A 22,858-nucleotide genomic window follows, 5' to 3' on the forward strand; every position below is an offset into this window, starting at 1 on the left:
GGTACGATGCCCTCCTGTGATGGAGGGCAATCGAGACGAATCGGGTGAATTTCTGATTATGACAGAAGATCTTTTTGTTCCTTCCGACTTCATCGTCCCTACGAGATACGAGTGTCCCGAGTTCCTCCTCGTCCCACTCGGTCCCGAGCACAATGATCGTGACTTCAAGGCTTGGAAGGACAGCTTGGATCACATCCGGCGTACTCCAGGCTTCGAGGATTACGACTGGCCGATCGACAACATGACCCTCAAGCAGAACCTGAGTGATCTCGAAACACACCAAAGCGAGTTCAGGAGTAGGAGCAAGTTCGCCTACTCGGTGCTCAGGGGTGAGGAGGTAGTGGGCTGCGTGTACATCAACCCAACAGGCCGTCCCCGCCATGCGACGGTCCGCTCGTGGGTCAGTGAGACCTACGCCCACCTCGACAAGCTTCTCTACGAGCAGGTCAGCAGCTGGCTCACTGAGGCATGGCCGTTTGACGGCTTCGACTACTCGCCCCGTCTGATGGAGCCGGATCTGGTCAACCGCTAGCCCGTGCTCCCGCTCCCGACGCGCACCGGCCCGCCCTCCGGGTTCAGCCCGGTGAGGAGCCGCCACGGCACCCGCAGCACTCCGCCGGGGACCGCCGGGCGGCGGAGGGTGTGTTCGGTCAGGGTGTGGTTGTCCTGGCGGAGGGTCAGGTGGCGGATGGGGGTGGTCGGCCAGAGGAGTAGGTGGTTGCCGGGTGGGGGTGTGGTGGTGGGGTGGATCAGGGTGGGGAACGCCCAGTGGATCGGGGGGTCCGGGAGGAGTTGGAGCGAGGGGGTCGGCCATTTGGTGTCGTTCGTCAGCCAGCGCATGAGCTGAGTTGCCGCGTGGGTGCCGTCTTGGGCCGCTACGGAGGCCGTGGCCGCCGGGTGGAGGACGTTTCCCGCGGCGAAGACGCCGCGGCGGGGGGTGCGGAGGGCCGGGTCCGTTTGGGGGCTTCGGCTGCCGGGGGCGAGGGGGAGGGATGCGGTGCGGGCCAGTTCGTTGTCGGGGGTCCAGTCCGCCGTGAGGATCACCGTGTCGCAGGGGATGGTGCGGGGGGTGCCTGTGGTGAGGTCCGTCAGGTCCACCGACGTGACGCGGTCGTGGCCGTTGATGCGCGTGATGCGGGTGTTGCGGGCCACCGGGACGCGGAGGGGGAGCGAGAGGGGGGCGTACGAGGGCTTCGCGTGCTCCGTCGTCAGCAGGACCGGGCGGCACCCCGCCGAGCGCAGCGTCAGCGCCGCCGACCAGCTCACCGGGTCCGCCCCCACGATCACCGCCCGCCTGCCGGGGGAGCCCCCCTCGAGGTGGACCAGGTTCTGCAGATGCCCCGTGGTGTACACCCCCCGCGGCCGGTCACCCGGGATCAGCCGCGCCGGCCGGGGCCGTTCCCGCGCCCCGGTGGCCAGCAGCACCGCGCGGGCCGTGACGCGGAGGAGTCCCTGCGGCGTCGTCGCCGTCAGGGAAGTGTCCCCCTCCCACCCCGTGACCGTGGCCTCCGTACGGATCTCCGCCCCCGCAGCCACAGCCCGAGCGGCGAGCGCCCGCGCATAGGCAGGCCCCGACAGGAACCGCCGCAGGTCACGCACCCCGAACCCCGGATGATGACAGTGCCGCGGAACACCCCCCGCCACAGCCTCCCGCTCCAGAACCAGCACCGACACCCGGGGAGCCAGCCGAGCCGCCGCCGTCAGCCCAGCGGGACCAGCGCCGACGACCACGACATCAGGCGTAAGAGTGGCGCTCACAGCAACATCCCCTGCACCTTCGCCCCGCAATAAAACCCCTGGCACCGCCCATTCATCGCCCGAGTCCGCCGCCGCAGACCGTCCACCCCGGCCGGGGGCACGGGAGAGGCGAGGGCATCGCGGATCTCGCCCTCGGTGACCTTCTCGCAGAAGCAGACCACCCGCCCGTACGCCGGATCCGAGGCGATGAGCTCGTCCGACTGATACGGGCGCACAAAAGCCTCCCCGATCTGCGGCATCCGCGGCGGCGACGGCAGGTCGGACCGGGGGACCAGCGCGAGACCGGCGACCATCAACTGCTCGCACACGTACGACGCGATGGCCATCGAAGCCGACAGCCCCGTAGAGCGAATCCCCCCGGCGAGCAGATAACGCCGCGACCCATCCGCCGAGATCAGGTAGTCCGACCGGTCGATCGCCGCCCGCAGCCCCGCGTACGAGGCCGTCACGTCCTCCTCCAGCAGCCGGGGCATCAGCGCCGCCCCCTTGGCCAGCAGGAACTCCAGCCCCGCAGCCGACGTCGACGTATCGGTACGGTCCGACAGATCCTCCGCCGTGGGCCCCAGCATCACGTTCCCGTACACCGTCGGGCTGATCAGCACCCCCTTGCCTCGCGAGCTCGGCACCGGCAGCACGATCCGCGGCGCCAGCGGGCGGGCGAACTTGTCGTACACCAGCAGCTCGCCCCGGCGCGGGGTCACCGTGAAGCGGTCGAACCCGAAGAGACGATCCACGAGATCCGCGCCCAGCCCCGCCGCGTTGACCACCCAGCGGGCGACAACGGGGCCCCGGTCCGTGTGCAGCGTCGTCGTACAGGGGCCGGGCTCGACCGACGACACCCGGTGGCCGAGGAGCAGGACGGTGCCCCGGGACAGCGCCTCCGTGGCGTACGCGAGGGTCGTCGTCCAGGAGCAGATGATCGACTCGTCCGGGACCGTCAGCCCCCCGAGCGCGCCCGCCGCCAGGGCCGGGACCTGCTCGTACACCTCGGCGGCGGAGACGAGCGCACAGTGCGAGTAGCCGTTACGAACAGCCTTCTCCCGCAGCCCCGGCAGCGCTTCCAGCTCCTCCTCCGTCCACGCGACGAGGAGCGCCCCCGTCCGCTCCACGGGGATCCCGGTGGTCTCCGCGTACGCCGACAGCAGCGCGTACCCCCGCCGCACCAGCCGCGACTCCAGCGTCCCGGGCGACGCGTCGAAACCGGTGTGCAGGATCGCCGTGTTGGCCTTGCTCGTCCCCTCGCCCACATCGTCCCGGGCGTCGAGCAGCGCCACCCGCAGGTCGTACCCCGACAGCTCCCGCGCGATCGCCGCCCCGACGACTCCCGCACCGATCACCGCGACGTCGTACGAGGGCCCCTCAGTCACGGACGGACTCCAGCGCGGACGCAGCCGCCGCACGCCACCGCGTGAGGAACTCCGACGCGCGGTCCCGCGACCACACCGGCTCGTACGTCCGCCCCGGTGTCCACGCCGGCACCGCGTCCTCCACACGAAGCGACGGCTCCAGCGCCAGCCGCGCCAGCCCGGCCGCCCCCAGCGCCGTGGCGTGCGGCGACGGATACACGTCCACCGGCACCTGCGCCAGATCCGCCTGCGCCTGCATCAGCGTCCGGCTGCGCGTGAGCCCCCCGTCCACCCGCAGCCGGGTCAGGGGCGAGCCCAGATCGGCCGCCGCCAGCGAGACGACCTCCGCGATCTGCGCCGCGACCCCCTGCAGCACGGCCAGCACCAGATGCTCCCGCCGGCTGGCGAGCGTCAGCCCGGCGAACGTCGCCGTCGCCTCCGACCGCCACCACGGCGCCGCCAGCCCCGCGAAGGACGGCACGCACACCACGCCGCCGGCGTCGGAGGCGGCGACCGCGTCGAGTTCGGCGGCGGAGCCGATCAGCCCCAGGTCGGTGAGCCAGCGCACGGCCGAGGCCGCCGTGTACACCTGGCCGTCCACGCAGTACCCGGTGGCGCCCCGCGCCTGCCAGGCCACCGACGACGACAGCCCGGCGGCCGACCGCACCGCCGTGGAGCCGGTGTGGGCGAGGAGGAACGCCCCCGTCCCGTACGTGCACTTGGCGGTGCCCGCCGTCAGGCACCCCTCGCCGAAGAGCGCCGCCTGCTGGTCCACCACCAGCCCGGCGACCGGCAGCTCCGCGCCGAACGCCGTGGTCGTACCGACGACCTCGTCGCAGGCCACGATGCGCGGGAAGCCGGCGGGGTCCAGCGCGAAGAGGTCGGCCAGCTCCGGGTCCCAGTCGACCTTGTCGAGGTCCAGGAGCAGGGACCGCCCGGCGGTGGCGGCGTCCGTGACGAACTCGCCGGTGAGCCGGTGCACCAGCCAGGTGTCGGTGGTGGTGACGACGCCCTCGCGGGTGACGTTCTCCCGCAGCCAGGTCATCTTCGGCGCGGAGAAGTACGGGTCCAGGACCAGGCCCGTACGCGCGGCGACCCAGTCGCGGGCGTGCGCGCGCTCGTCGCACAGGGGCTGCGAGCGGCTGTCCTGCCAGACGACGGCCGGGGACAGCGGCGTACCGGTGGCGCGGTCCCAGGCCAGGACGGTCTCGCCCTGGTTGGCCAGCGCCACGGCCCGCAGCGGGCGCCCGGCCTCGGCGGCGGCCCGGCGGCCCGCCTCCAGCACGGAGTCGAGCAGCTGCCCGGGATCCTGCTCGACGCCGCCGCCCGGCAGATACTCGGGCGTCACGGGCACCTCGGCCACCGCGAGAACCCCGTCGGCGGGGTCGACGACCAGGGCCTTCGTACCGGATGTGCCCTGGTCGATCGCGAGTACGGTCACGCGGCGGCCTCTTCCCGACGAATCACGGAGATCACGAGATTACCGCTGCCCCGCGTGCGCCGACTGCGCGGCGGCGATCAGATGGTCCATCAGCGCGAGCAGCACCCCGCGCACCGAGTCCCGTTCGCGCGCGTCGAACAGTACGACGGGCGTCGTCGGGTCCTTCAGCGACAGCGCCTCACGGATCTGGTCGGGCTCGAACTCCTGCTCGCCGTTGAAGCAGTTGGTCGCGACGACGAACGGCAGATTGCGGTTCTCGAAGAAGTCGACCGCCGCGAACGAGTGCGACAGCCGCCGGGTGTCCACGAGTACCAGCGCGCCGAGCGCCCCGCGCAGCAGGTCGTCCCACATGAACCAGAACCGCTCCTGGCCGGGCGTGCCGAACAGCATCAGCACCGCCACGTCCAGGGTGATCCGGCCGAAGTCCATGGCGACGGTGGTGGACGTCTTGTGCTCGATGCCGGAGAGGTCGTCGATGCCCTCGCCGGCGGTGCTCAGCTGCTCCTCGGTGCGCAGCGGGGTGATCTCGCTGACGGCGCCGACGGCGGTGGTCTTGCCGACGCCGAAGCCGCCGGCGATGAGGATCTTGACGGACGGGAGGACGGGTCCCGGCCGGGAAACGGCGCCGGTGTGGTCAAGCGCGCTCAATGCCGCTCCTGAGTCGTAGGAGGAATTCGATGTTGGACGCTTCCGCGTCACTCAGCGGTGGGCTGTGGTCGATGAGGCCGCTCGCCAGCAGCTGTCCCAGCAGCACCGTGGTGGGAGTGAGGCGGCGCCCGGTGCGGGCGGCCAGTTCGGCCACGGCCACACCGGGCGGTGCGCAGACACGCAGGATGTCCTGCCACTCCTCCGGAATGCTGCGCGCCTGGTCGGGCGGGACAGCGGCACGGATGGTGGAGTGCATGCTGATCCCGTCGCCGGCCGCCGTCTCGGACCGCGAGGCCGACAGGGCGAAGGCGCGTGTCCTGCGTGATCCCCGTTGGCCGGTCATCAGCGGATCGGTACGCCGGCGCGGTTGCCCACGCCGAGCTGGGGCTTGAAGGCCCGGGCCACCCGGACCGTCTCGCGCATCGCCAGCCCGATGGACTCGGGGCCGGAGGTGTACACGACGAGGGTGGAGCCGTTGCCGCAGGCGGTGAGGATCAGATGGGCGTGCTCCATGGTGATGTTCAGGTGGAGTACGGAGCCGCCGGACACCGGCTGCGACAGACCGTCGGCGAGGCTCGCCAGGCCCGAGCAGGCGGCGGCGATGGTCTGGACGTCGTCCTGCGTCCAGCCGTGCCCGTAGCCGCAGAGCGCCAGTCCGTCGTCGGCGAGCAGGACGAAGCCGATGATGTCGGGGACGAGCTGCAGATTGTCGCGCAGGTTGTCGAAGACGGGGGTGTCGTGGGGGTGCACGGGGATGACGTTGGAGAGGCGCAGGAGGGTGTTCATCGTTCGCTGTCCTTGTCGTGGGGGTTCGCCGCAGGGGTGGCGGGGGCGGTCAGGGCGTCCTGGAGGCCGGTGAACGCGGACTCGATGTCGTCCAGCGGGCGGTCGTCCATGGGGCGTTCGTCGCGGGCGGGGGTGTTCTTGGCGGATTCCTTGCGCAGCTGCGTGACGAGGTTCTCGCCCGGTACGCGCTGGGGGAGCAGGGGGCCGCTCCCCTTGCCCGCGGCGGGCTTGCGCACGGGGGGTGTGGCGCGCCGGGGGATCTCCCGCGCGACGGCCTGCCGGACCAGGGCCTCGCGCACCGCGGCGGCGGCCTGGGGGTCGGGCGTCGGCTCCGGCGGGCGGGCGGCGGCGGGTCGCACGGGCGGCTCCTGCGTGCGGGCGGTGGCGGGGTGCTGCTGCGAGGTGCGGGTGGGCAGCCGCCGGGCCAGCCCCGAGGGGGTCGTCTCCGGCAGGATCTCCGCCGCGTGCGGCTGCGTCCGCTGCCGGGAGGGCTGCTTGCGCGGCGGGAGGGAGGCGTACTGCGCCGCCCCCGCGGGCTCGCGGGTCAGCAGCGCGTCGGGCACCAGCACCGACGCCAGGACGCCGCCGCGGCGGCCCTCGCGCAGGGAGACCTGGACGCCGTGGCGCTGGGCGAGCTGGCCGACGACGAACAGGCCCAGCTGGTCGGCGGACTTGGCGAGCACCGCGTAGGACGGGACGTCCAGCAGGCGGCTGTTGAGCGACTGGAAGTACCAGTGCTCGGGCGCCCGGCCCTGGTCCTCCACCTCGACGGCGACGCCGCCGGGCACGTCCGCGGCCCGGACCGTCACCTCGTACCCGCTGGGCGAGTACGTCGTGGCGTTCTCGATCAGCTCGGCGATCAGGTGGGTGAGCTGGCCGGCCACATCGGGGGCCACCCACGCCTCGGCCCGGAACTCCTTGGTCACCTGGGCGAAGCCGCGGGCCTCGCCGGCCGCGTCGACGATCAGGTTGGCGACGTGGACGGGCTCGGTGTGCGGGTTGGCGACCGCGCCGCCGGAGAGGACCAGGAGGTTCTCCAGCTGGCGCCGCACCCGCACGGTGAGGTGGTCGAGCTCGTACAGCTCGCGCAGCAGCTCCGAGTCGGTGTCGGCGTAGCGGTCCTGCAGATCGTCCAGGGAGCGCAGGATGGCGACGATCAGGGTGACGGCGCGCAGGGTGACGCCCTCGGCGAACTTCTCGAAGCCGAAGCGCTCCTCGTACACCGCCTTCGCCGCGTCGGCGACCTCCTCCGCCAGCTTGGCGACAACGTTGGCGATCTCGCCGAACTCGTCGTTCTCGGCGGTCTGCGGGGGCAGCACCGACATGTCGGCGTCCTCGCCGCGCTGCAGCTTCAGGATGAGCGGCGGCAGCTGGCGCCGGGTGACGTCCAGGGCGCTGGAGCGGATCTCCTCGGTACGGCGCACCAGCCGGCCCAGCAGCAGGACCAGCAGGGCGACGGCGCCGAAGGTGAGCAGCCCGGCCCCGGCGGCCAGCCACACCGCGGTGGCCCGCCGGGCGGAGGCCTTGTCCCGGGCCCGGTCGGCCAGGGCCCGCATGGTGTCCTCGGTCATGCCGTCGAGTCCGGCGCGCAGGTTCGCGTACGCCTCGGTCCACTCCACGGCCTCGGGCGGCAGGACGAGCGTGCCGTCCGGGGCGGATTCGGCCTGCAGCACCAGGTCCTCGGCGTGCATCAGGACGCCCCACGCCGGGGAGTAGGTGAGGCTGCGGTACGCGGTACGCGACTCGTCCGGCAGGTCCGCGGCGTTGAAGGCGAACGAGGACCGCGCCGCGCCCACCGCCTCCGCGAACCGCACCCGTTCGCCGGCGGTCAGCGTGCTGCCGTGGGCGGCGCCCGCGAGCAGGGTGTCCTCGCGGGCCAGGGCCTCCTGGGCCTGCAGCAACCCGGTCAGCGGGCCGACCCCGTACGCCACGTCGCCGTCCGACGGGCGCAGGGCGCGCGGGACGCTGATCACCCGGTCGATGATCGCGGTGTACGGGGTGAGCACGGCGTCACGGTCGCCGTCGCGGCCGGAGATCCGGTCGCGCAGGGAGTGCACGCCGGCCAGCCCGTTGAGCACGGTCTGCACCGCCTGGGTGTCCGCCGACGAGGCGGCGGCGCTGTGCCAGACGCCGGCGGCGAGGTCGGTGCGGTCCTGCTGGTCGTGGAGGGCGAGTTCGTCCGCCCGGTGGTTCCAGTACGCGGCGGTGGTCCGCCGCTCCGCCTGCAGGGCGGAGACCAGGGTCAGCGTCGGCCCGGCGAGCCGGTCCAGGTCGGTGCCGTAGTCCCGCACCGACTCGGCCCGGCCCAGTTCGCGGGCCGTGGCGACCACGACGATGGTGATCATGGCCGCCGCGACGGCGCCCGCCAGGATGCGCTGCAGGGAGCGCAGCCTGGGCGAGCGCCGCCGCGGGGCGGCCGGAAGACGATCCGACGTCACACGAGGTCCTTACCGACCGCGGCCAGCTCGGGGTCGACGCTGTAGATCGGCGTCTTGTACGAGCGCCGGCCCGCGGCCCACCAGGTGATCGTGGCCAGCAGCAGCACGACGACCAGGGCGACCGACGCGTAGTTGAAGCTCTTGGCCGTCACCGGGGACACCTGCGGCAGACAGAACACGACGGTGATGGCGGCGACCCAGATGACCGCGATCCAGCCGATCAGGCTGCTCCAGCGGCCCAGGTTCCACGGCCCCGGCACGAACTTGTCCTTGGCGCGCAGCCGCAGGTAGATCGGGATGGCGTACGCGGGCGTGATGCCGATGACGTTGATCGCGACGACGGCCCCGTACGCCTCGGCGGAGTACAGCGACGGCAGCGCGAGGCAGAAGGCGACGACCACGGACAGCACGACGGCGCGGGTGGGGATACCGGTACGGGGCGACACCCGGCGCCAGGACTTGGAGCCGGGAAGCGCGCCGTCGCGGGAGAACGCGAAGACCATCCGGCTGGTCGCGGCGACCTCGGCGTTGCCGCAGAACAGCTGGGCGACGATGACCACCAGCAGCAGCGCCTTCGCGCCGCCTTCGCCGAGGCCGTCTATGAAGATCTGCGCGGGCGGTACCCCGGTCTCCGACCCCTGGGTCCCGGCGTAGTCCTGGATGGCGAAGGTCAGTCCGACGAGCAGCACGAAGCCGGCGATCCAGGAGACCCAGATGGCGCGGACGATGCCCTTGGCCGGGGCGACCTGCGCCTGGGTGGTCTCCTCGGAGAGGTGGGCGGAGGCGTCGTAACCGCAGAAGGTGTACTGGGCGAGCAGCAGGCCGATCGCCGTCACATAGATGGCGCTCGAGAAGCCGGTGCCGTTGTGGTACTCGCCGAAGACGAAGCCGGCCGACTGGTGGTGGTCCGGGACGATCGCCAGTACACCGACGATCAGGGCGACGCCCAGCAGGTGCCACCAGACGCTGATCGAGTTCAGCAGGCTGACGAGGCGCACACCGAAGAGGTTCAGCACCATGTGCAGGATGAGGATCACCGCGAAGATCATCAAGATCTTCTCCTCGGTCGGCTCGAAGCCGAACTGCATGTTGAGGAACGCGCCGGTGAACATCGCGGCCCCGTAGTCGATGCCGGCGATGGCACCGAGCAGACCCAGCAGGTTCAGCCAGCCGGTGTACCAGCCCCAGCGCGGGCCGCCGAGCTGGTGCGCCATGTAGTAGAGGGCCCCCGACGTCGGGTACGCGCTGGTGACCTCGGCCAGGCCCATGCCGATGCACAGCACGAGCAGACCGACGGCGACCCAGCCCCAGATCATCACGGCGGGGCCGCCGGTGTTGAGCCCGAAGCCGTACAGGGTCATACAGCCGGAGAGGATGGAGATGACGGAGAAGGAGATCGCGAAGTTGCCGAACCCGCTCATCCGGCGCGCGAGTTCGGGCTCGTACCCGAGGTCGCGCAGATGGGCGTCGTCGGACTTGGGCCTCGGTTGCTGGGGCGACCCGCCGGTGCGGGTCGTTGTCTGTGACATGGAGTTACTCCGTTACGGGGACGGGGGTGTCGGGGACAGGGGCATGACACTCAAATCGGTACAGATGAACCGGTCAGGTGTTACGGAGCGCCAGCGCGCGGGCGCGCAGGAACTCCGCAGTTGCCAGATCGGAACGTTCGGGGTCGTCGGTGACGTAGGCCCAGGGCAGCTCGGTCGCGTACGGACCGAGGGCCTCGAACACCAGCCGGGCGTCGGAGTGCTGCCCGGCGGCGGACAGGGCGTGGGCGAGATAGTTGAGGTCCAGCTGGGAGCGGGTCGCCGGATCGGAGCGCTCCAGCCAGCCGTCCATCGCGCGCAGGGTGTCGCGCAGGATGTCCTCGCGGGACCACTGGCGGTGCACCAGGGCGTCGCCGCGACCGCGCTTGCGCTCGTTCAGATAGTGCTCGGCGTGCGCGTAGAGCGGCAGGACCAGCAGGGGCGAGCCGGCGGGTGCCCAGGAGCCCACCCAGCGGGCGAAGTCCAGGGCGTAGGCGTGCGAGCCGCCGTGCTGCGTGCTCAGCTGGAGCATGCGGTGGAAGGCCTCGCGGTTGTACTGGTCGCGTTTGACGGCCTCGTTCAGCAGCCCCCAGGGCCCGCGCTGCAGCAGGGTCTCCGGGGGCAGCTCGCGGTGCTCCGGGCGGCGCTGGCCGGCGTCGAGCTGGGCCAGCGTCAGCAGACAGATCCACGGCACCGGGTCCCAGGCGGCCTCCGCCGCCTCATGGCACAGGGCGCGCGCCTCGTCCTCGAGCTGCGCGGCGCCCGGCAGCCGCCGCCGGGCGGCCTGCACCGCGCGGTGGGTGGCGACGCGGGCCCGGATCATCCGGGCGTCGACGCTGTGCGGCTCCTCGTCGAGCCACACCTGCACCACGGCGGAGCGGGCGGCCCCGACCCCCAGCACCTGGGAGCGGGAGGTGCGCAGCGCCAAGTCGTCTCCGGTCCGGGCGAGCAGGGTACGGGTCGCCATCCAGCGGCCCACGAGAAGATCGTCCAGCGCCGCGCGTAACGCGTCGTCGAGGCCCGCGGGGTGGTAGACGGGCCGGAACTCGCCGCGCCCCGAGGAGGAGCGGCCCAGCCTCATCCGAGCCTCCCGGCGGGTATGGGGGGTGGGCTGAGCTGCTGGTGAAGCGGTAGTAACTCGGTGGAGTACATCGGATCCTCGGGCTCACTGCCGCAGTGGCGTGCGCGTCGGCGTTGCGCATGCCAACTCCCGTGAGTTACGGGGCAGTTGTGGATCGTAGCGACACAAGGGCCGCATGTGTAATCGACGACGGAACATTCTCGTACGGATTCGGAAGCCGTGGGACCGGATTCGACCGATTGCCCGAGGCGGGGCGCGCCGGGACGGCGCGTGCGCGGGGATGGCGGAGGCGTCGGCGGGGCTCGGGGCCGCACGCCGTGCGGCGCCCGCGGCAGGACTCGAACCTGCGGCCAAGCGCTTAGAAGGCGCCTGCTCTATCCACTGAGCTACGCGGGCCGGTGTGTGGCATGTGGTGCGGGCGGGGCTCCGTGGGGCCGGGTCCTTGCCAGGACAAGGATAGAGGTCCGGGGAGCTCTGCCACGTACCGCTCCACCGCTGTGTCAGCGTGTGGAGGATCGGTGAAGCGTCCTGATAATCGCAGGTGAGTGGGATTCCCGCAGCGCTTTTTCCGCCCAGTGGCGGCTGTGTTGTGCAGTCGTTACCGGTGGGACGGCCCACGGAATCGGCGGGCGGCTCCCGCATCCGTGGGGCACTGTGGCGCGTACACGCATCATATCCTTTCAAAAGTCACCAAAATTGGGCATTCTTCGCTCGTGGTGTCCTTGGATGTACGGCCCGAAATGATGGACGCTCTCACCGAGCTGCGGGAGCGCGTCGCCGCCGCCCGGTTCCCGCTGCCCCTCGCGGGGGCCGCGCGGGCCGGACGCGGGCAGGCCGAGTTGCTGGCGCAGCTCGACGACTATCTGGTCCCCCGGCTGCGCAGCCTCGACGCCCCCCTGCTGGCCGTCGTCGGCGGCTCGACCGGCGCCGGGAAGTCGACCCTGGTCAACTCCCTCGTCGGCCGGCGCGTCACCGAGGCGGGGGTGCTGCGGCCCACCACCCGGCTGCCGGTGCTCGTCTGCCACCCCGACGACCTGGGCTGGTTCGCCGGCGAGCGGATCCTGCCCGGCTTCACCCGCGAGCTGGGGGAGAGCGCCCCCGACGACGACGCCGAGGACGACGAGCGCCGCGAGGCCCCCGGCCGGTGCCTGCGGCTCGTACCGGACGAGGGACTGCCGCAGGGGCTCGCGCTGCTCGACGCCCCCGACATCGACTCCGCCGTCCGCGCCAACCGCGACCTCGCCGCCGAGCTGCTGTGCGCCGCCGACGTCTGGATCCTCGTCACCTCCGCCTCCCGGTACGCCGACGCCCTGCCCTGGCATCTGCTGCGCAGCGCCAAGGAGCTCGACGTCACTCTGCTCACCGTGCTGGACCGGGTGCCGCACCAGGTGGCCGGCGAGCTGTCCCGCCAGTACGGGGCGCTGCTGGCCCGCGGGGGCCTGGGCAACGCCCCCCGGTTCACCATCCCCGAGCTCCCCGAGTCCGCCGGCGGCGCGAGCGGACTGCTGCCCGCCACCGCCGTCCAGGACCTCCGCGGCTGGCTCGCCCACCGCGCCCAGGACCCGGCCGCCCGCGCCGCCGCCGCCAAACGCACCGCCCGCGGCGCGCTGGCCTCGCTGCGCCGCCGGCTGCCCGCGCTGGCCTCCGCCTCCGCGTCCCAGCTGGCCGCCGTCCAGCGCATCGCCGGGCGGATCGACGCCGCGTACGACGAGGCCGTGGAGCACGTCCGCGCGGAGATCTCCGCCGGCGCCGTCCTGTCCGGCGACGCGCTCGCCCTCTGGGAGAGCCGCCCCGGGGACGACGCCGAATTCCTCGACGCGGTGGCCGCCGGACTCGGCGCCCTGCTGCACTGCGCCGTCGCCGCCGCCGACGAACGCGCCGCCGCCGACCTGCGCAAGGAGCCCGCCGCCGGCGCCGCCGGCCTGGACCGCCGGCCGCCCGAACCGGAGGACCCCCCGCAGCGCGTCCATCTCGCCGCCCGGCGCTGGCGGCGCTGTCTGGAGGAGCTCGCCGAGGAGGCCGTACGCGACAGCGAACGCGCCGCCGACGGCGACGCGGAGGAGGCCGCCGCGCTGCTGGCGGTCACCCTCCTGGGCGGCGAGGAGCGCTCCCGGCCCGCGGCGCAGACGCTCGGCACGCTGATCGGCACCGAGCAGGCCCGCGCCTGCTACGACCGGGTGCGCCGGCTGCTCATCGACTGCCTCGAACGGGTGCTGGAGGGCGAGCGGACGCGCCGGCTCGCCCCGGTGGACGCGCTGCGCACCGGACCGGACCAGCAGGTGGAACTGATCGCGGCACTGTCCGTACTGGAGAAGCTGAGGGAGAAGCGGTGATGTGGGACGACGGGCTGATCGCGCGCCGCGCGCAGGAGTGGGACGAGGGCGGACAGGGCGTCAGGCTGGACGACGACCCCTGGCTCGCCGCACAGGCGTGGCACCTCGCCCCCGAGGCCGAGCCCGCGCCGCCCGGACCGCGGACGGCGGCCGACGGGGAGGGCGCGGCCCCGGGGCGTGAATCCGCCTGCCGGATCTCCGCCCCGCTGCGGGCGCGGCTGGAGGCGCTGCGCGAACTCGTCGGCCTCTCCCGTACCCGCCTGGACGGACGCACCCTCGCCGAGGCCGGCCGGGTGCTCGACGAGGCCGCCGCCCGGCAGCGGCTCTCCCTCGAGCACACCGTCGTCGCCGTTGCCGGCACGACGGGCAGCGGGAAGTCCTCCCTCTTCAACGCCCTCGCCGGCTGCGCCCTCGCCGAGGTCGGCCCCCGCCGCCCCACCACCGACGAGGCGAGCGCCTGCGCCTGGCGCGGGCCGCAGGACGACGCCCCCTTCCAGCTCCTGGAACGCCTCGGCCTGCCGCCGCGCGCGCTGCGCCCCCAGGAGGACGACCCGGCGCTGCGCGGCCTCGTCCTGCTCGACCTGCCCGACTTCGACTCCGCCGTGGACACCCACCGGGCGGACGTGGAGCGGCTGCTGGGCCGGGTGGACGCCGTCGTGTGGGTCGTCGATCCGGAGAAGTACGCCGACGCGGTGCTGCACGAGCGCTATCTGCGTCCGCTCGCCGGCTACGCGGAGGTCACGTTCGTCGTCCTCAACCAGGCCGACCGGCTGCCGGGAGCGGCCTGCGACCAGGTCCTCGACGACCTGCGGCGGCTGCTCGACGAGGACGGCCTCGCCCTCGGCGAACACGGCGAGCCCGGCGCCATGGTGCTCGCGGTGTCCGCGCAGACCGGGGACGGGGTGGCGGACCTGCGGGGCGAGCTGGCCGGGCTGGTCTCGGAGCGGGGCGCCGCCGAGCGGCGGCTGACGGCCGATCTGGACGGTGCCGTGGCGCGGCTGGAGGAGGTGTACGTGTCGGAGGGGCCGGCGGTGCTGAGCGGCCCGGCGCGGGAGGAGTTCGAGGACCGGCTCGCGGAGGCCGTGGGCGCGCGGGCGGCGGGGCTGGCGGCGGAGCGGCAGTGGCGGGCGGAGGCGGAGCGGGCGTACGGGTCGTGCTGGGGGCAGGTGTTCGCGTGGTGGCGTCGGCGGCGGGGGGATACGGCGGAGGAGGAGAGGGGGGAGCGGGTGCGTAAGGCGGGGCGGCGGGGTGCTTCGGGGGGTGCTGCGGGGGGTGCGCTGTCCGCGTCGCGGGCTGTGGTGGAGCAGGCGGTACGGGCGGTCGCGACGACGGCCGCCGCGGGGCTGCCGGGGCCGTGGGCGCAGGCGGTGCACGAGGCGTCGGGGCGCGGGGCGGCGGGGCTGGCGGAGGAGCTGGACGCGGCGGCGGGGGTGGTGGGCGCGGGGCGGGTGCCGGAGCGGCCGCGGTGGTGGTCGGTGGTCGGGGCGACGCAGAACGCCCTGTTCATGCTGCAGATGCTGTGTCTGCTGTGGCTGCTGTGCGCGGCCACCGGGCTCGCCCATGTGGCCTGGCAGATGCTGCTGGGCTTCGCCCTGGTCTGCTCGGGCAGCGGTCCGCTCACGGCGATCGTGTGCCGGCTGGTGGCCCGGGGCCCGGCCCGGCGGCACGGGCAGGACACCGAACGCCGGCTGCGCGAGGCGGCGGCGGGGTGCGGGCGGGCGCGGGTGCTGGAGCCGGTCGCGGCGGAACTGCTGCGGTACAAGGAGGTACGGGAGCAGTACGCGGTGGCCGCGGGCGGGGTGGCGCGGGTCTGATTCACCCCCGCGGGTGGCCGGGTTGCGCACATCGCCGGCGCTGTCCACAGGGGGTCGCGGCCCGGCCCGCGCTTCGGAAACATGGTGCGGGCAAGGACGACTTCGGGGGAGGACCCGCTATGAGCAGCACACAGGTGACGGTCGTGGGGAACGTGGCGACGACGCCCGACTTCCGGCTCACGCAGAACAACACCCCGGCGTGCCGCTTCCGGGTGGCGACGACCGAGCGGCGCTTCGACCAGGGCGCCGGGGGCTGGGTGGACGGGTCGACGAGCTTCTACACCGTGTGGACGTACCGCGCCCTCGCGGAGCACGCCGCCTCGTCGCTGGCCATCGGCGACCCGGTGATCCTCAGCGGGAGGCTGCGGGTACGGGAGCGGGAGCACGAGGGGAAGCAGTACAGCGACGCGCAGATCGACGCCGCGTCGATCGGACACGACCTGGCCCGGGGGACGTCGGCGTTCCACCGGACGACGAGGGAGACGGGGGAGCGGACCCGGGGCGACGGTGCCGCGGCGGCGGACGGCGGACGCGCGGAGCCGGCGCTGAGCGGGGCGCCGGGGTGAGCCGCGCCGGGCCCAAGTGGCGGGCGGGGGCGGGGTGTTCCGTTCCGATGGGGTTCCGGGGGGTTTCTGAAGACGGTGGTGTAACAGTTCCGTCCGGATCGGCCGAGAGGCCGGGGACATTCGGGGACTCAAGGGACAAGCGCTTCCCTAGGATGCGCGGATCGTCACGGCCGACGGCCGTGAGCCGATTCGCTGGCGGGAAACCCCCACGGAGCTGACCCGCCGGGAGGGGATACACAACCGATGATTTCCGTTACGGGGCCGCGCCGTTCCAAGCGGTCCGCTCGTTTCACCGCGGCGATCGCCGCCGCGGCCATGCTGGGCGCCGGTGCGATAGCCACCGCCGGGCCCGTCGCCGCCCAGGACGCCCCGCCCGCCGAGGCGGGCGGAGCGTCGGCGACGCTCGGCGGCCTGAAGATCTCCGACGGTGCCGTGATGACCAACGCGGACGGTTCGAAGCGGAACCTGAGCGCCGGTCTCTTCGAGATGACCACCGACAAGGGCGGCGCGCTGCAGACGTACTGCATCGACTTCGGCCACCCGACCCAGGGCGGTGCCCAGTACCAGGAGGTGCCCTGGGCCGAGTCCTCGCTGCACAACAACCCGGACGCCGGCAAGATCCGCTGGATCCTGCAGAACTCCTACCCGCAGGTCAAGGACCTGGCCGCGCTCGCGAGCAAGGCCGGTGCGGGCAGCCTCACCGAGAAGACCGCCGCGGCGGGCACCCAGGTCGCCATCTGGCGCTTCTCGGACAAGGTGAACGTCGAGGCCAAGAACGCGGACGCCGAGAAGCTCGCGGACTACCTCGAGAAGAGCGCGCAGAGCACCGAGGAGCCCGGCGCGTCCCTGCGCCTGGAGCCCGCGGCCGTCTCCGGCAAGTCCGGTGACAAGCTCGGCCCGATCACCGTGCGCACCGACGCCGAGTCCGCGGCCGTCTCCGTCTCCCCGGAGGGCGCGGCCGCCGGCGTCAAGGTCGTCGACAAGAACGGCGCGCCGGTGACCTCCGCGGCCGACGGCGCCGAGCTCTTCCTGGACGTCCCGGCCGGGACCCCGGACGGGGCGGCGTCGGTCACCGCGCAGGCGCAGACCACGGTGCCGGTGGGCCGGGCGTTCACGGGCGTCGGGAAGTTCGCCGAGAGCCAGGTGCAGATCCTGGCCGGCTCCGAGGCCTCCACGGTCACCGCGGCGGCCTCCGCCACCTGGGCGAAGAAGGGCGCGATCCCGGCGGTCACCGCCGAGAAGAACTGCGCCGAGGGCGGCGTGGACGTGACCGCGAAGAACGAGGGCGACGAGGCGTTCAAGTTCGAGCTGGCGGGCGAGTCGTACGAGGTCCTGCCGGGTGAGTCGCGCACCGTGACGGTCCCCGTCAAGGAGGACCAGCGGTACAAGATCACCATCTCGGGCGCGAACGGCTTCCAGAAGGTCTTCGAGGGTGTCCTGGACTGCAAGACCACGGACACCACCCCGGCGCCCCAGCCCTCCCCGGCCTCGGCCGGCGGGTCGGGCGACCAGGGCGGCGACCTCGCCGAGACCGGTGGCAGCAGCGCCACCCCGTGGATCGCGGGTATCGCGGCGGCCCTCGTGGTCGCGGGCGGCGCCGTGGTCTTCGTGGTGCGGCGCAAGGGCGGCAGCGCGAGCGCGTGAGCGTGAGTAGCTGAGCGGGAGGCCGGACCCGTACGGGTCCGGCCTCCTCCCTTACGGGCCGTGGGCAAAGGCGTCGCCCGGGGCCGTGGGCGGGTGCCTCGCCGAGCGGGGCGCCGCCGGGCGCCGGATAATCGAAGCGGACTGCTGCTTTCCGCCGGGGGACGACCCCCGGACCCCCGGCCGGAGGGAAAGGGAGGCGGGTCTCATGGCCGTGACGGCTCATCTGCTCGACACGCTGCCGCCCGAAAGCCGCGACCGGCTGACGGAGCTCGCGAAGGAGACAGAGTTCCCGGCGGGCACCCGGATCTTCGAGGAGGGCCGCCGGGCCGACCGGTTCTGGATCATCCGGCGCGGGAACGTCCGGCTCGACATGCGGGTCCCCGGCCGCCAGCCCGTCACGGTGGAGTCGCTGCAGTCCGGCGACCTCGTCGGCTGGTCCTGGCTCTTCCCGCCCTACACCTGGCATCTCGCGGCCCGCGCGGTCAACGACGTACAGGTGCTGGAGTTCGACGCGGACGTGGTGCGCGAGCTCTGCGAGACGGACCCGGAGTTCGGCCGCGCCGTCGTCCTGCACGTCGCCGAGGTCATCGGCAGCCGGCTGCGGGCCGCCCGCCGGCACATCCTCGAGCTGTACGGTCCCTACGGGACGGGCCGCCCCGGCGGCTCCGACGCCGACGACGAGGGGGACGACGACGCCAACCCCAACTGACACACTGGGGACGAGGCGCCGCTGCCGGGGGAATAACGGTCCCCGTGACCGTGCTCACAGTGTGAGACAAATCGTACGGAGCCTTTTCGGTTATACCCCCTGGGGTAAAATCGGGCGTACTGAACGAAGGAGGGGCCCCGTGCGGGTGGAAGAGGAAGCGCAGGCCGCCGTGCTGAACCGGCTGCGCCGGGCGCAGGGGCAGCTCGCCGGCGTCATCGCGATGATAGAGGCGGGCCGCGACTGCAAGGACGTCGTCACGCAGCTCGCCGCCGTCTCCCGCGCCCTGGACCGGGCCGGGTTCAAGATCGTGGCCAGCGGTATGCGCCAGTGCCTGGCCGCCGCCGAGGAGGGCGGCGCCGACGCCCCGCCGATGACCGAGGCCGAGCTGGAGAAGCTCTTCCTCGCCCTGGCCTGACAGCGGCCCGACCGCACCGCACCCCGGAGGGCCCGGCCCGTCGCCGGACGCGACCCGACCGCGGCGCCTCAGGCCGGTGTGCCGGGCCCGCCCTGCGCCTGCCGCTGGGCCTCCGCCTCGCGGTGGACCTCCGCCATGTCCACCTCGCGCACCTTCGCGATGAGGTCCTCCAGCGCGGTCGCCGGCAGGGCGCCGGGCTGCGCGTACAGCACGACCTTCTCCCGCACGGCCATCAGCGTCGGGATCGACGTGATCTGGAACGCCGCCGCCAGCTCCTGCTGCGCCTCGGTGTCCACCTTCCCGAACACGATGTCGCCGTGCTTCTCGGCCGCCTTCTCGAAGACCGGCGCGAACTGCCGGCACGGCCCGCACCACGCCGCCCAGAAGTCGACCAGCGCGATGTCCGCGCCGCCCACGACCTCGTCGAAGTTGTCCTTGGTCAGCTCGACCGCTGCCATCCGCCGCCCTCTCGTCCGTCCGCCGGCCCGTCACGTACCACCATGCGTGATTTCCCCGCGGGGTGCCCGGCGGAACCCGCCGGGGCCCGCGCGCCCGCCATCTCGTTTTCGTCCGGGCACCCCGGTCGGGCAAGATGGAGTCCGACTACCCATCGTTCGACCCACACTGCCGGATGGTTTCTGTTGGCTGAGTACATTTACACCATGCGCAAGGCGCGCAAAGCGCACGGCGACAAGGTGATCCTCGACGATGTCACGCTGAGCTTCCTGCCGGGCGCGAAGATCGGTGTCGTGGGCCCGAACGGTGCCGGTAAGTCCACGGTGCTGAAGATCATGGCAGGGCTGGAGCAGCCGTCGAACGGCGACGCGTTCCTCACGCCCGGCTACACCGTCGGCATCCTGCTCCAGGAGCCCCCGCTCGACGAGTCCAAGACGGTCCTGGAGAACGTCCAGGACGGCGTCGCCGGCACCATGGGCAAGCTCAAGCGGTTCAACGAGATCGCCGAGCAGATGGCCACCGACTACTCGGACGCCCTGCTCGACGAGATGGGCAAGCTCCAGGAGGACCTGGACCACGCCAACGCCTGGGACCTCGACGCCCAGCTCGAGCAGGCCATGGACGCCCTGGGCTGCCCGCCCGGCGACTGGCCCGTGGTCAACCTCTCCGGCGGCGAGAAGCGCCGCGTCGCGCTCTGCAAGCTCCTCCTCGAGGCGCCCGACCTGCTCCTCCTCGACGAGCCCACCAACCATCTGGACGCCGAGTCCGTCCAGTGGCTGGAGCAGCACCTCGCCCAGTACCCGGGCACCGTCGTCGCCGTCACCCACGACCGGTACTTCCTGGACAACGTCGCGGGCTGGATCTGCGAGGTCGACCGCGGCCGGCTGCACGGCTACGAGGGCAACTACTCCAAGTACCTGGAGACCAAGGCCGCCCGCCTCAAGGTCGAGGGCCAGAAGGACGCCAAGCGCGCCAAGCGGCTCAAGGACGAGCTCGAGTGGGTCCGCTCCAACGCCAAGGGCCGCCAGGCGAAGTCCAAGGCGCGTCTGGCGCGGTACGAGGAGATGGCCGCCGAGGCCGACAAGATGCGCAAGCTGGACTTCGAGGAGATCCAGATCCCGCCGGGCCCCCGGCTGGGCAGCGTCGTCGTCGAGGTCAAGAACCTCTCCAAGGGCTTCGGCGACAAGCTCCTCATCGACGACCTGAGCTTCACCCTGCCCCGTAACGGCATCGTCGGCATCATCGGCCCGAACGGCGCCGGCAAGACGACGCTCTTCAAGATGATCCAGGGCCTGGAGAAGCCGGACACCGGCGACATCAAGGTCGGCGAGACCGTCAAGATCTCCTACGTCGACCAGTCCCGCGAGAACATCGACCCCAAGAAGACGCTGTGGGCCGTCGTCTCCGACGAGCTGGACTACATCAACGTCGGCCAGGTCGAGATGCCGTCCCGGGCGTACGTCTCCGCCTTCGGCTTCAAGGGCCCCGACCAGCAGAAGCCGGCCGGCGTCCTGTCCGGCGGCGAGCGCAACCGCCTCAACCTGGCGCTCACCCTCAAGCAGGGCGGCAACCTGCTGCTCCTCGACGAGCCGACCAACGACCTCGACGTCGAGACCCTCTCCAGCCTGGAGAACGCCCTGCTGGAGTTCCCCGGCGCGGCCGTGGTCATCTCCCACGACCGGTGGTTCCTGGACCGCGTGGCGACGCACATCCTCGCGTACGAGGGCGACTCCAAGTGGTTCTGGTTCGAGGGCAACTTCGAGTCGTACGAGAAGAACAAGGTCGAGCGGCTCGGCGCCGACGCCGCCCGCCCGCACCGTGCCACGTACAAGAAGCTGACGCGGGGCTGACGCGTTGGCCCGCCACACCTACCGGTGCCCGCTGCGCTGGGCGGACATGGATGCCTACGGGCACGTCAACAACGTGGCCTTCCTCCGCTATCTGGAGGAGGCCCGGATCGACTTCATGTTCCGCCTGGCGCCCGGCGAGGGCGACGCGTCCTTCAAGGGCGGGTCGGTGGTCGCCCGGCACGAGATCGACTACCGGCACCAGCTCAAGCACCGCCACTCCCCGGTCGACATCGACCTGTGGGTGACGAAGATCAGGGCCGCCTCGGCGGTCCTCGCCTACGAGGTGAAGGACGACGACCTGGTGTACGCGCGGGCGTCGACCGTCATCGTGCCGTTCGACTTCAAGGCCAACCGCCCGCGGCGGCTGACGGACGAGGAGACGGCGTTCCTGGAGAAGTACCGCGAGGACGAGGCATGAGCCTGACCCTCGCCGGCCCGCAGGAGGGGGCGGCCCTCGCCGCCCTCCTGACCCGGCTGCTGCGCTACGACCGGGCCGCCGCCGTCCGGCTCCAGGCGTCCGGCGACGCGCTCGCCGTGTTCGGCCGGGCCCCGGCGCTGGACGCCGTCGTCGTGCGCACCGCCCGGCTGGCGACCCCCGCCGAGCTGGACGTCACCGTCTCGGCCGGCGAGCTGCTGGAGTCCGTGACCGGCGCGGAGGCCACCGTCCCCGCCCCCGTCACCGGCCCCGCCTGGACCGGCCTGCTCCCGCCCCGTACCGGATGGCAGCCGCATGCCGGGCTGCCGACCGCGGCGGAGCTGCACGGGGCGGTCGGCGCGGCGGTCAAGGAGTTCAGGGCCCGCGTCGAGGGGCTGCCCCAGGACGGGCGCACCCGGGCCGAGCTCGACCGGATCGGCGCCGACATCTGGGGCCGCACCCTGGGCGAGACCCCGCTGCCGCTGCGCGCCGCCCACGCCGCGCACGTCTTCGGCCTGCTGCGCCCGGACGCCGGCGCGGCGCTCGTCACGGCCGGCGCCTGGCTGCGGCTGCGCACCCCGTACGGCTCGGTCGCGGTTCGCCGCAGCGGCGGGCTGCCGGGGCTGGGGGTCACGCCCGTCTAGCGGTCCCGGGCCTGCTCGTCCGCCGAGTGGTCCGGCCACACGCCGATGTGGTCCTGCTCCAGCTCCAGCAGCACCCGGTGCCGGATGTCCAGGGCGTCGGTGTACGACCGGGGCAGCTGCAGCCGCCCGGAGCGGTCCACCACCGAGAACTCCCGGGCCACGACCGACTCCCGCCCGTGCTCGTCGATCTCCGTGCGGCGCAGCACCTCCGTCGCCGTGCGGCCGTCGCGGATGGCGACCGTGCGGCGTACCTCCGAGGCCACCGACTGGTCGTGCGTGACGATCACGATGGTCGTGCCCAGCTCCTCGTTCGCCGTACGGAAGGCCGCGAAGATCTGCTCCGCGGTGGCCGAGTCCAGCTCACCGGTGGGCTCGTCCGCCAGCACCACCTCCGGCCGGTTGGCCAGCGCCACGGCGATCGCGACCCGCTGCTGCTGACCGCCGGACAGCGCCCCCGGCCGCCGGTCGCGGCAGTCGGCGAGGTCCATCAGCTCCAGCAGCTCCTCCGCCCGCTCCACCCGGACCCGGCGGCGGCTGCGGGCGCCCGAGAGCTGCATGGGCAGCATCACGTTCTGCAGGGCCGTCAGATACGGCAGCAGATTGCGCGCCGTCTGCTGCCAGACGAAGCCCACGGTCTCGCGCCGGTAGCGCAGCCGCTGCGCGGCGTCCATGGTCAGCAGGTTGTTCCCGCCCACCGACGCCTGTCCGGCGGACGGGACGTCGAGTCCGGCGAGGATGTTCAGCAGCGTGGACTTGCCGCTGCCGGACGCGCCGACGAGGGCCATCAGCTCGCCCTCGGCGACCAGCAGGTCCAGGCCCTGCAGCGCCTGGACCTCCACGCCGTCGGCGGTGAAGATCCGGACGACCTGGTCGCAGGCGATGAGGGCGTCGTGCCCGAAGCCGGCGCGCGACGTGCGGTCGGCGGCCTGGCGCTCGAGTTCGGCGAGGGATGTGGTCGTCGAGGTCACGCGCGGGATCCTTTCGTGAG

21 protein-coding genes and 1 tRNA gene are annotated in these 22,858 nt (G+C 72.8%); 10 read left to right on the top strand and 12 right to left on the bottom strand.

Going from position 1 to position 22,858, the window contains the following annotated elements; all coding sequences use genetic code 11:
* The first annotated feature begins 16 nt into the window (after positions 1–16).
* Complete coding sequence (locus tag SRB5_RS26185; protein ID WP_228390457.1) at positions 17–532, top strand: N-acetyltransferase; 516 nt, start codon at positions 17–19, stop codon at positions 530–532.
* Here the strand turns inward: SRB5_RS26185 and SRB5_RS26190 are convergent.
* From SRB5_RS26190 to SRB5_RS26235, 10 genes are all read right to left on the bottom strand, one after another.
* Positions 529–1,758 carry an NAD(P)/FAD-dependent oxidoreductase gene (locus SRB5_RS26190; RefSeq protein WP_323378487.1) on the bottom strand — a complete coding sequence of 410 codons (1,230 nt, stop codon included), beginning with the start codon at positions 1,756–1,758 and terminating at the stop codon, positions 529–531. The two genes, SRB5_RS26185 and SRB5_RS26190, sit on opposite strands and share 4 nt — an antisense overlap.
* Positions 1,755–3,125: an NAD(P)/FAD-dependent oxidoreductase gene (locus SRB5_RS26195; protein WP_323378489.1), complete on the bottom strand. Its 1,371-nt coding sequence runs from the start codon at positions 3,123–3,125 to the stop codon at positions 1,755–1,757. The genes SRB5_RS26190 and SRB5_RS26195 overlap by 4 nt, the downstream gene beginning before the upstream one ends.
* Positions 3,118–4,545, bottom strand: a complete 1,428-nt coding sequence (locus tag SRB5_RS26200) for an FGGY family carbohydrate kinase (protein WP_323378490.1) — start codon at positions 4,543–4,545, stop codon at positions 3,118–3,120. The genes SRB5_RS26195 and SRB5_RS26200 overlap by 8 nt, the downstream gene beginning before the upstream one ends.
* Positions 4,546–4,584: 39 nt before the next feature.
* Positions 4,585–5,193 carry a GTP-binding protein gene (locus tag SRB5_RS26205; protein WP_153455901.1) on the bottom strand — a complete coding sequence of 203 codons (609 nt, stop codon included), beginning with the start codon at positions 5,191–5,193 and terminating at the stop codon, positions 4,585–4,587.
* Positions 5,180–5,536, bottom strand: a complete 357-nt coding sequence (locus SRB5_RS26210; protein WP_153455902.1) for a DUF742 domain-containing protein — start codon at positions 5,534–5,536, stop codon at positions 5,180–5,182. Before SRB5_RS26210 ends, SRB5_RS26205 begins: the two co-directional genes overlap by 14 nt.
* Positions 5,536–5,979: a roadblock/LC7 domain-containing protein gene (locus tag SRB5_RS26215; RefSeq protein ID WP_153455903.1), complete on the bottom strand. Its 444-nt coding sequence runs from the start codon at positions 5,977–5,979 to the stop codon at positions 5,536–5,538. The genes SRB5_RS26210 and SRB5_RS26215 overlap by 1 nt, the downstream gene beginning before the upstream one ends.
* Positions 5,976–8,417, bottom strand: a complete 2,442-nt coding sequence (locus tag SRB5_RS26220; protein ID WP_323378492.1) for a nitrate- and nitrite sensing domain-containing protein — start codon at positions 8,415–8,417, stop codon at positions 5,976–5,978. Before SRB5_RS26220 ends, SRB5_RS26215 begins: the two co-directional genes overlap by 4 nt.
* A complete protein-coding gene (locus SRB5_RS26225; protein WP_153455904.1) occupies positions 8,414–9,946 on the bottom strand; it encodes an amino acid permease in 1,533 nt (510 codons plus the stop codon). Before SRB5_RS26225 ends, SRB5_RS26220 begins: the two co-directional genes overlap by 4 nt.
* Before the next feature lie 73 nt (positions 9,947–10,019).
* Complete coding sequence (locus tag SRB5_RS26230) at positions 10,020–11,024, bottom strand: hypothetical protein (RefSeq protein WP_153455905.1); 1,005 nt, start codon at positions 11,022–11,024, stop codon at positions 10,020–10,022.
* A 323-nt stretch (positions 11,025–11,347) separates the two neighbouring features.
* Positions 11,348–11,420: transfer RNA gene (locus SRB5_RS26235), tRNA-Arg, on the bottom strand.
* Positions 11,421–11,737: 317 nt separating this feature from the next.
* On the opposite strand from SRB5_RS26235, the gene SRB5_RS26240 reads away from it, so the two are divergent.
* From SRB5_RS26240 to SRB5_RS26265, 6 genes are all read left to right on the top strand, one after another.
* Positions 11,738–13,357 carry a dynamin family protein gene (locus SRB5_RS26240; protein WP_323378494.1) on the top strand — a complete coding sequence of 540 codons (1,620 nt, stop codon included), beginning with the start codon at positions 11,738–11,740 and terminating at the stop codon, positions 13,355–13,357.
* Entirely contained in the window at positions 13,357–15,171 is a 1,815-nt protein-coding gene (locus SRB5_RS26245; protein ID WP_153455945.1) for a GTPase, read from the top strand. The genes SRB5_RS26240 and SRB5_RS26245 overlap by 1 nt, the downstream gene beginning before the upstream one ends.
* Positions 15,172–15,290: 119 nt before the next feature.
* A complete protein-coding gene (locus SRB5_RS26250; protein WP_153455906.1) occupies positions 15,291–15,737 on the top strand; it encodes a single-stranded DNA-binding protein in 447 nt (148 codons plus the stop codon).
* Between the two features lie 243 nt (positions 15,738–15,980).
* Complete coding sequence (locus SRB5_RS26255) at positions 15,981–17,381, top strand: thioester domain-containing protein (RefSeq protein WP_153455907.1); 1,401 nt, start codon at positions 15,981–15,983, stop codon at positions 17,379–17,381.
* A 205-nt stretch (positions 17,382–17,586) separates the two neighbouring features.
* Positions 17,587–18,090 (top strand): cyclic nucleotide-binding domain-containing protein, encoded by a 504-nt coding sequence (locus SRB5_RS26260; protein ID WP_153455908.1) that lies wholly within the window; start codon positions 17,587–17,589, stop codon positions 18,088–18,090.
* A 139-nt stretch (positions 18,091–18,229) separates the two neighbouring features.
* Entirely contained in the window at positions 18,230–18,505 is a 276-nt protein-coding gene (locus tag SRB5_RS26265; protein WP_323378495.1) for a metal-sensitive transcriptional regulator, read from the top strand.
* A gap of 68 nt (positions 18,506–18,573) precedes the next feature.
* Here the strand turns inward: SRB5_RS26265 and trxA are convergent, their stop codons facing one another.
* Complete coding sequence (gene trxA, locus SRB5_RS26270) at positions 18,574–18,963, bottom strand: thioredoxin (protein WP_153455909.1); 390 nt, start codon at positions 18,961–18,963, stop codon at positions 18,574–18,576.
* Positions 18,964–19,146: 183 nt separating this feature from the next.
* On the opposite strand from trxA, the gene ettA reads away from it, so the two are divergent.
* The 3 genes from ettA to SRB5_RS26285 are packed head-to-tail and all read left to right on the top strand — an operon-like array spanning position 19,147 to position 21,870.
* Positions 19,147–20,811 carry an energy-dependent translational throttle protein EttA gene (gene ettA, locus SRB5_RS26275; protein ID WP_153455910.1) on the top strand — a complete coding sequence of 555 codons (1,665 nt, stop codon included), beginning with the start codon at positions 19,147–19,149 and terminating at the stop codon, positions 20,809–20,811.
* 46 nt (positions 20,812–20,857) lie between these two features.
* Positions 20,858–21,229 (top strand): acyl-CoA thioesterase, encoded by a 372-nt coding sequence (locus SRB5_RS26280; protein WP_153455947.1) that lies wholly within the window; start codon positions 20,858–20,860, stop codon positions 21,227–21,229.
* Positions 21,226–21,870, top strand: coding sequence for a hypothetical protein (locus tag SRB5_RS26285; protein ID WP_153455911.1), 645 nt, complete (start codon positions 21,226–21,228; stop codon positions 21,868–21,870). The genes SRB5_RS26280 and SRB5_RS26285 overlap by 4 nt, the downstream gene beginning before the upstream one ends.
* Here SRB5_RS26285 and SRB5_RS26290 read toward each other — a convergent pair.
* Entirely contained in the window at positions 21,867–22,847 is a 981-nt protein-coding gene (locus SRB5_RS26290) for an ABC transporter ATP-binding protein (RefSeq protein WP_407703982.1), read from the bottom strand. The genes SRB5_RS26285 and SRB5_RS26290 overlap by 4 nt on opposite strands.
* Positions 22,848–22,858 lie beyond the last annotated feature (11 nt).

The organism is Streptomyces smaragdinus (assembly GCF_009604385.1).
Classification (GTDB): Bacteria; Actinomycetota; Actinomycetes; order Streptomycetales; family Streptomycetaceae; genus Streptomyces; species Streptomyces smaragdinus.

Excerpts from the sequence above, each read along its gene's own strand:
- SRB5_RS26210 (WP_153455902.1), bottom strand. The coding sequence starts at position 5,536 with ATGACCGGCCAACGGGGATCACGCAGGACACGCGCCTTCGCCCTGTCG.
- SRB5_RS26215 (WP_153455903.1), bottom strand. The coding sequence starts at position 5,979 with ATGAACACCCTCCTGCGCCTCTCCAACGTCATCCCCGTGCACCCCCAC.
- SRB5_RS26225 (WP_153455904.1), bottom strand. The coding sequence starts at position 9,946 with ATGTCACAGACAACGACCCGCACCGGCGGGTCGCCCCAGCAACCGAGG.
- SRB5_RS26230 (WP_153455905.1), bottom strand. The coding sequence starts at position 11,024 with ATGAGGCTGGGCCGCTCCTCCTCGGGGCGCGGCGAGTTCCGGCCCGTC.
- SRB5_RS26245 (WP_153455945.1), top strand. The coding sequence starts at position 13,357 with ATGTGGGACGACGGGCTGATCGCGCGCCGCGCGCAGGAGTGGGACGAG.
- SRB5_RS26250 (WP_153455906.1), top strand. The coding sequence starts at position 15,291 with ATGAGCAGCACACAGGTGACGGTCGTGGGGAACGTGGCGACGACGCCC.
- SRB5_RS26255 (WP_153455907.1), top strand. The coding sequence starts at position 15,981 with ATGATTTCCGTTACGGGGCCGCGCCGTTCCAAGCGGTCCGCTCGTTTC.
- SRB5_RS26260 (WP_153455908.1), top strand. The coding sequence starts at position 17,587 with ATGGCCGTGACGGCTCATCTGCTCGACACGCTGCCGCCCGAAAGCCGC.
- trxA (WP_153455909.1), bottom strand. The coding sequence starts at position 18,963 with ATGGCAGCGGTCGAGCTGACCAAGGACAACTTCGACGAGGTCGTGGGC.
- SRB5_RS26280 (WP_153455947.1), top strand. The coding sequence starts at position 20,858 with ATGGATGCCTACGGGCACGTCAACAACGTGGCCTTCCTCCGCTATCTG.
- SRB5_RS26285 (WP_153455911.1), top strand. The coding sequence starts at position 21,226 with ATGAGCCTGACCCTCGCCGGCCCGCAGGAGGGGGCGGCCCTCGCCGCC.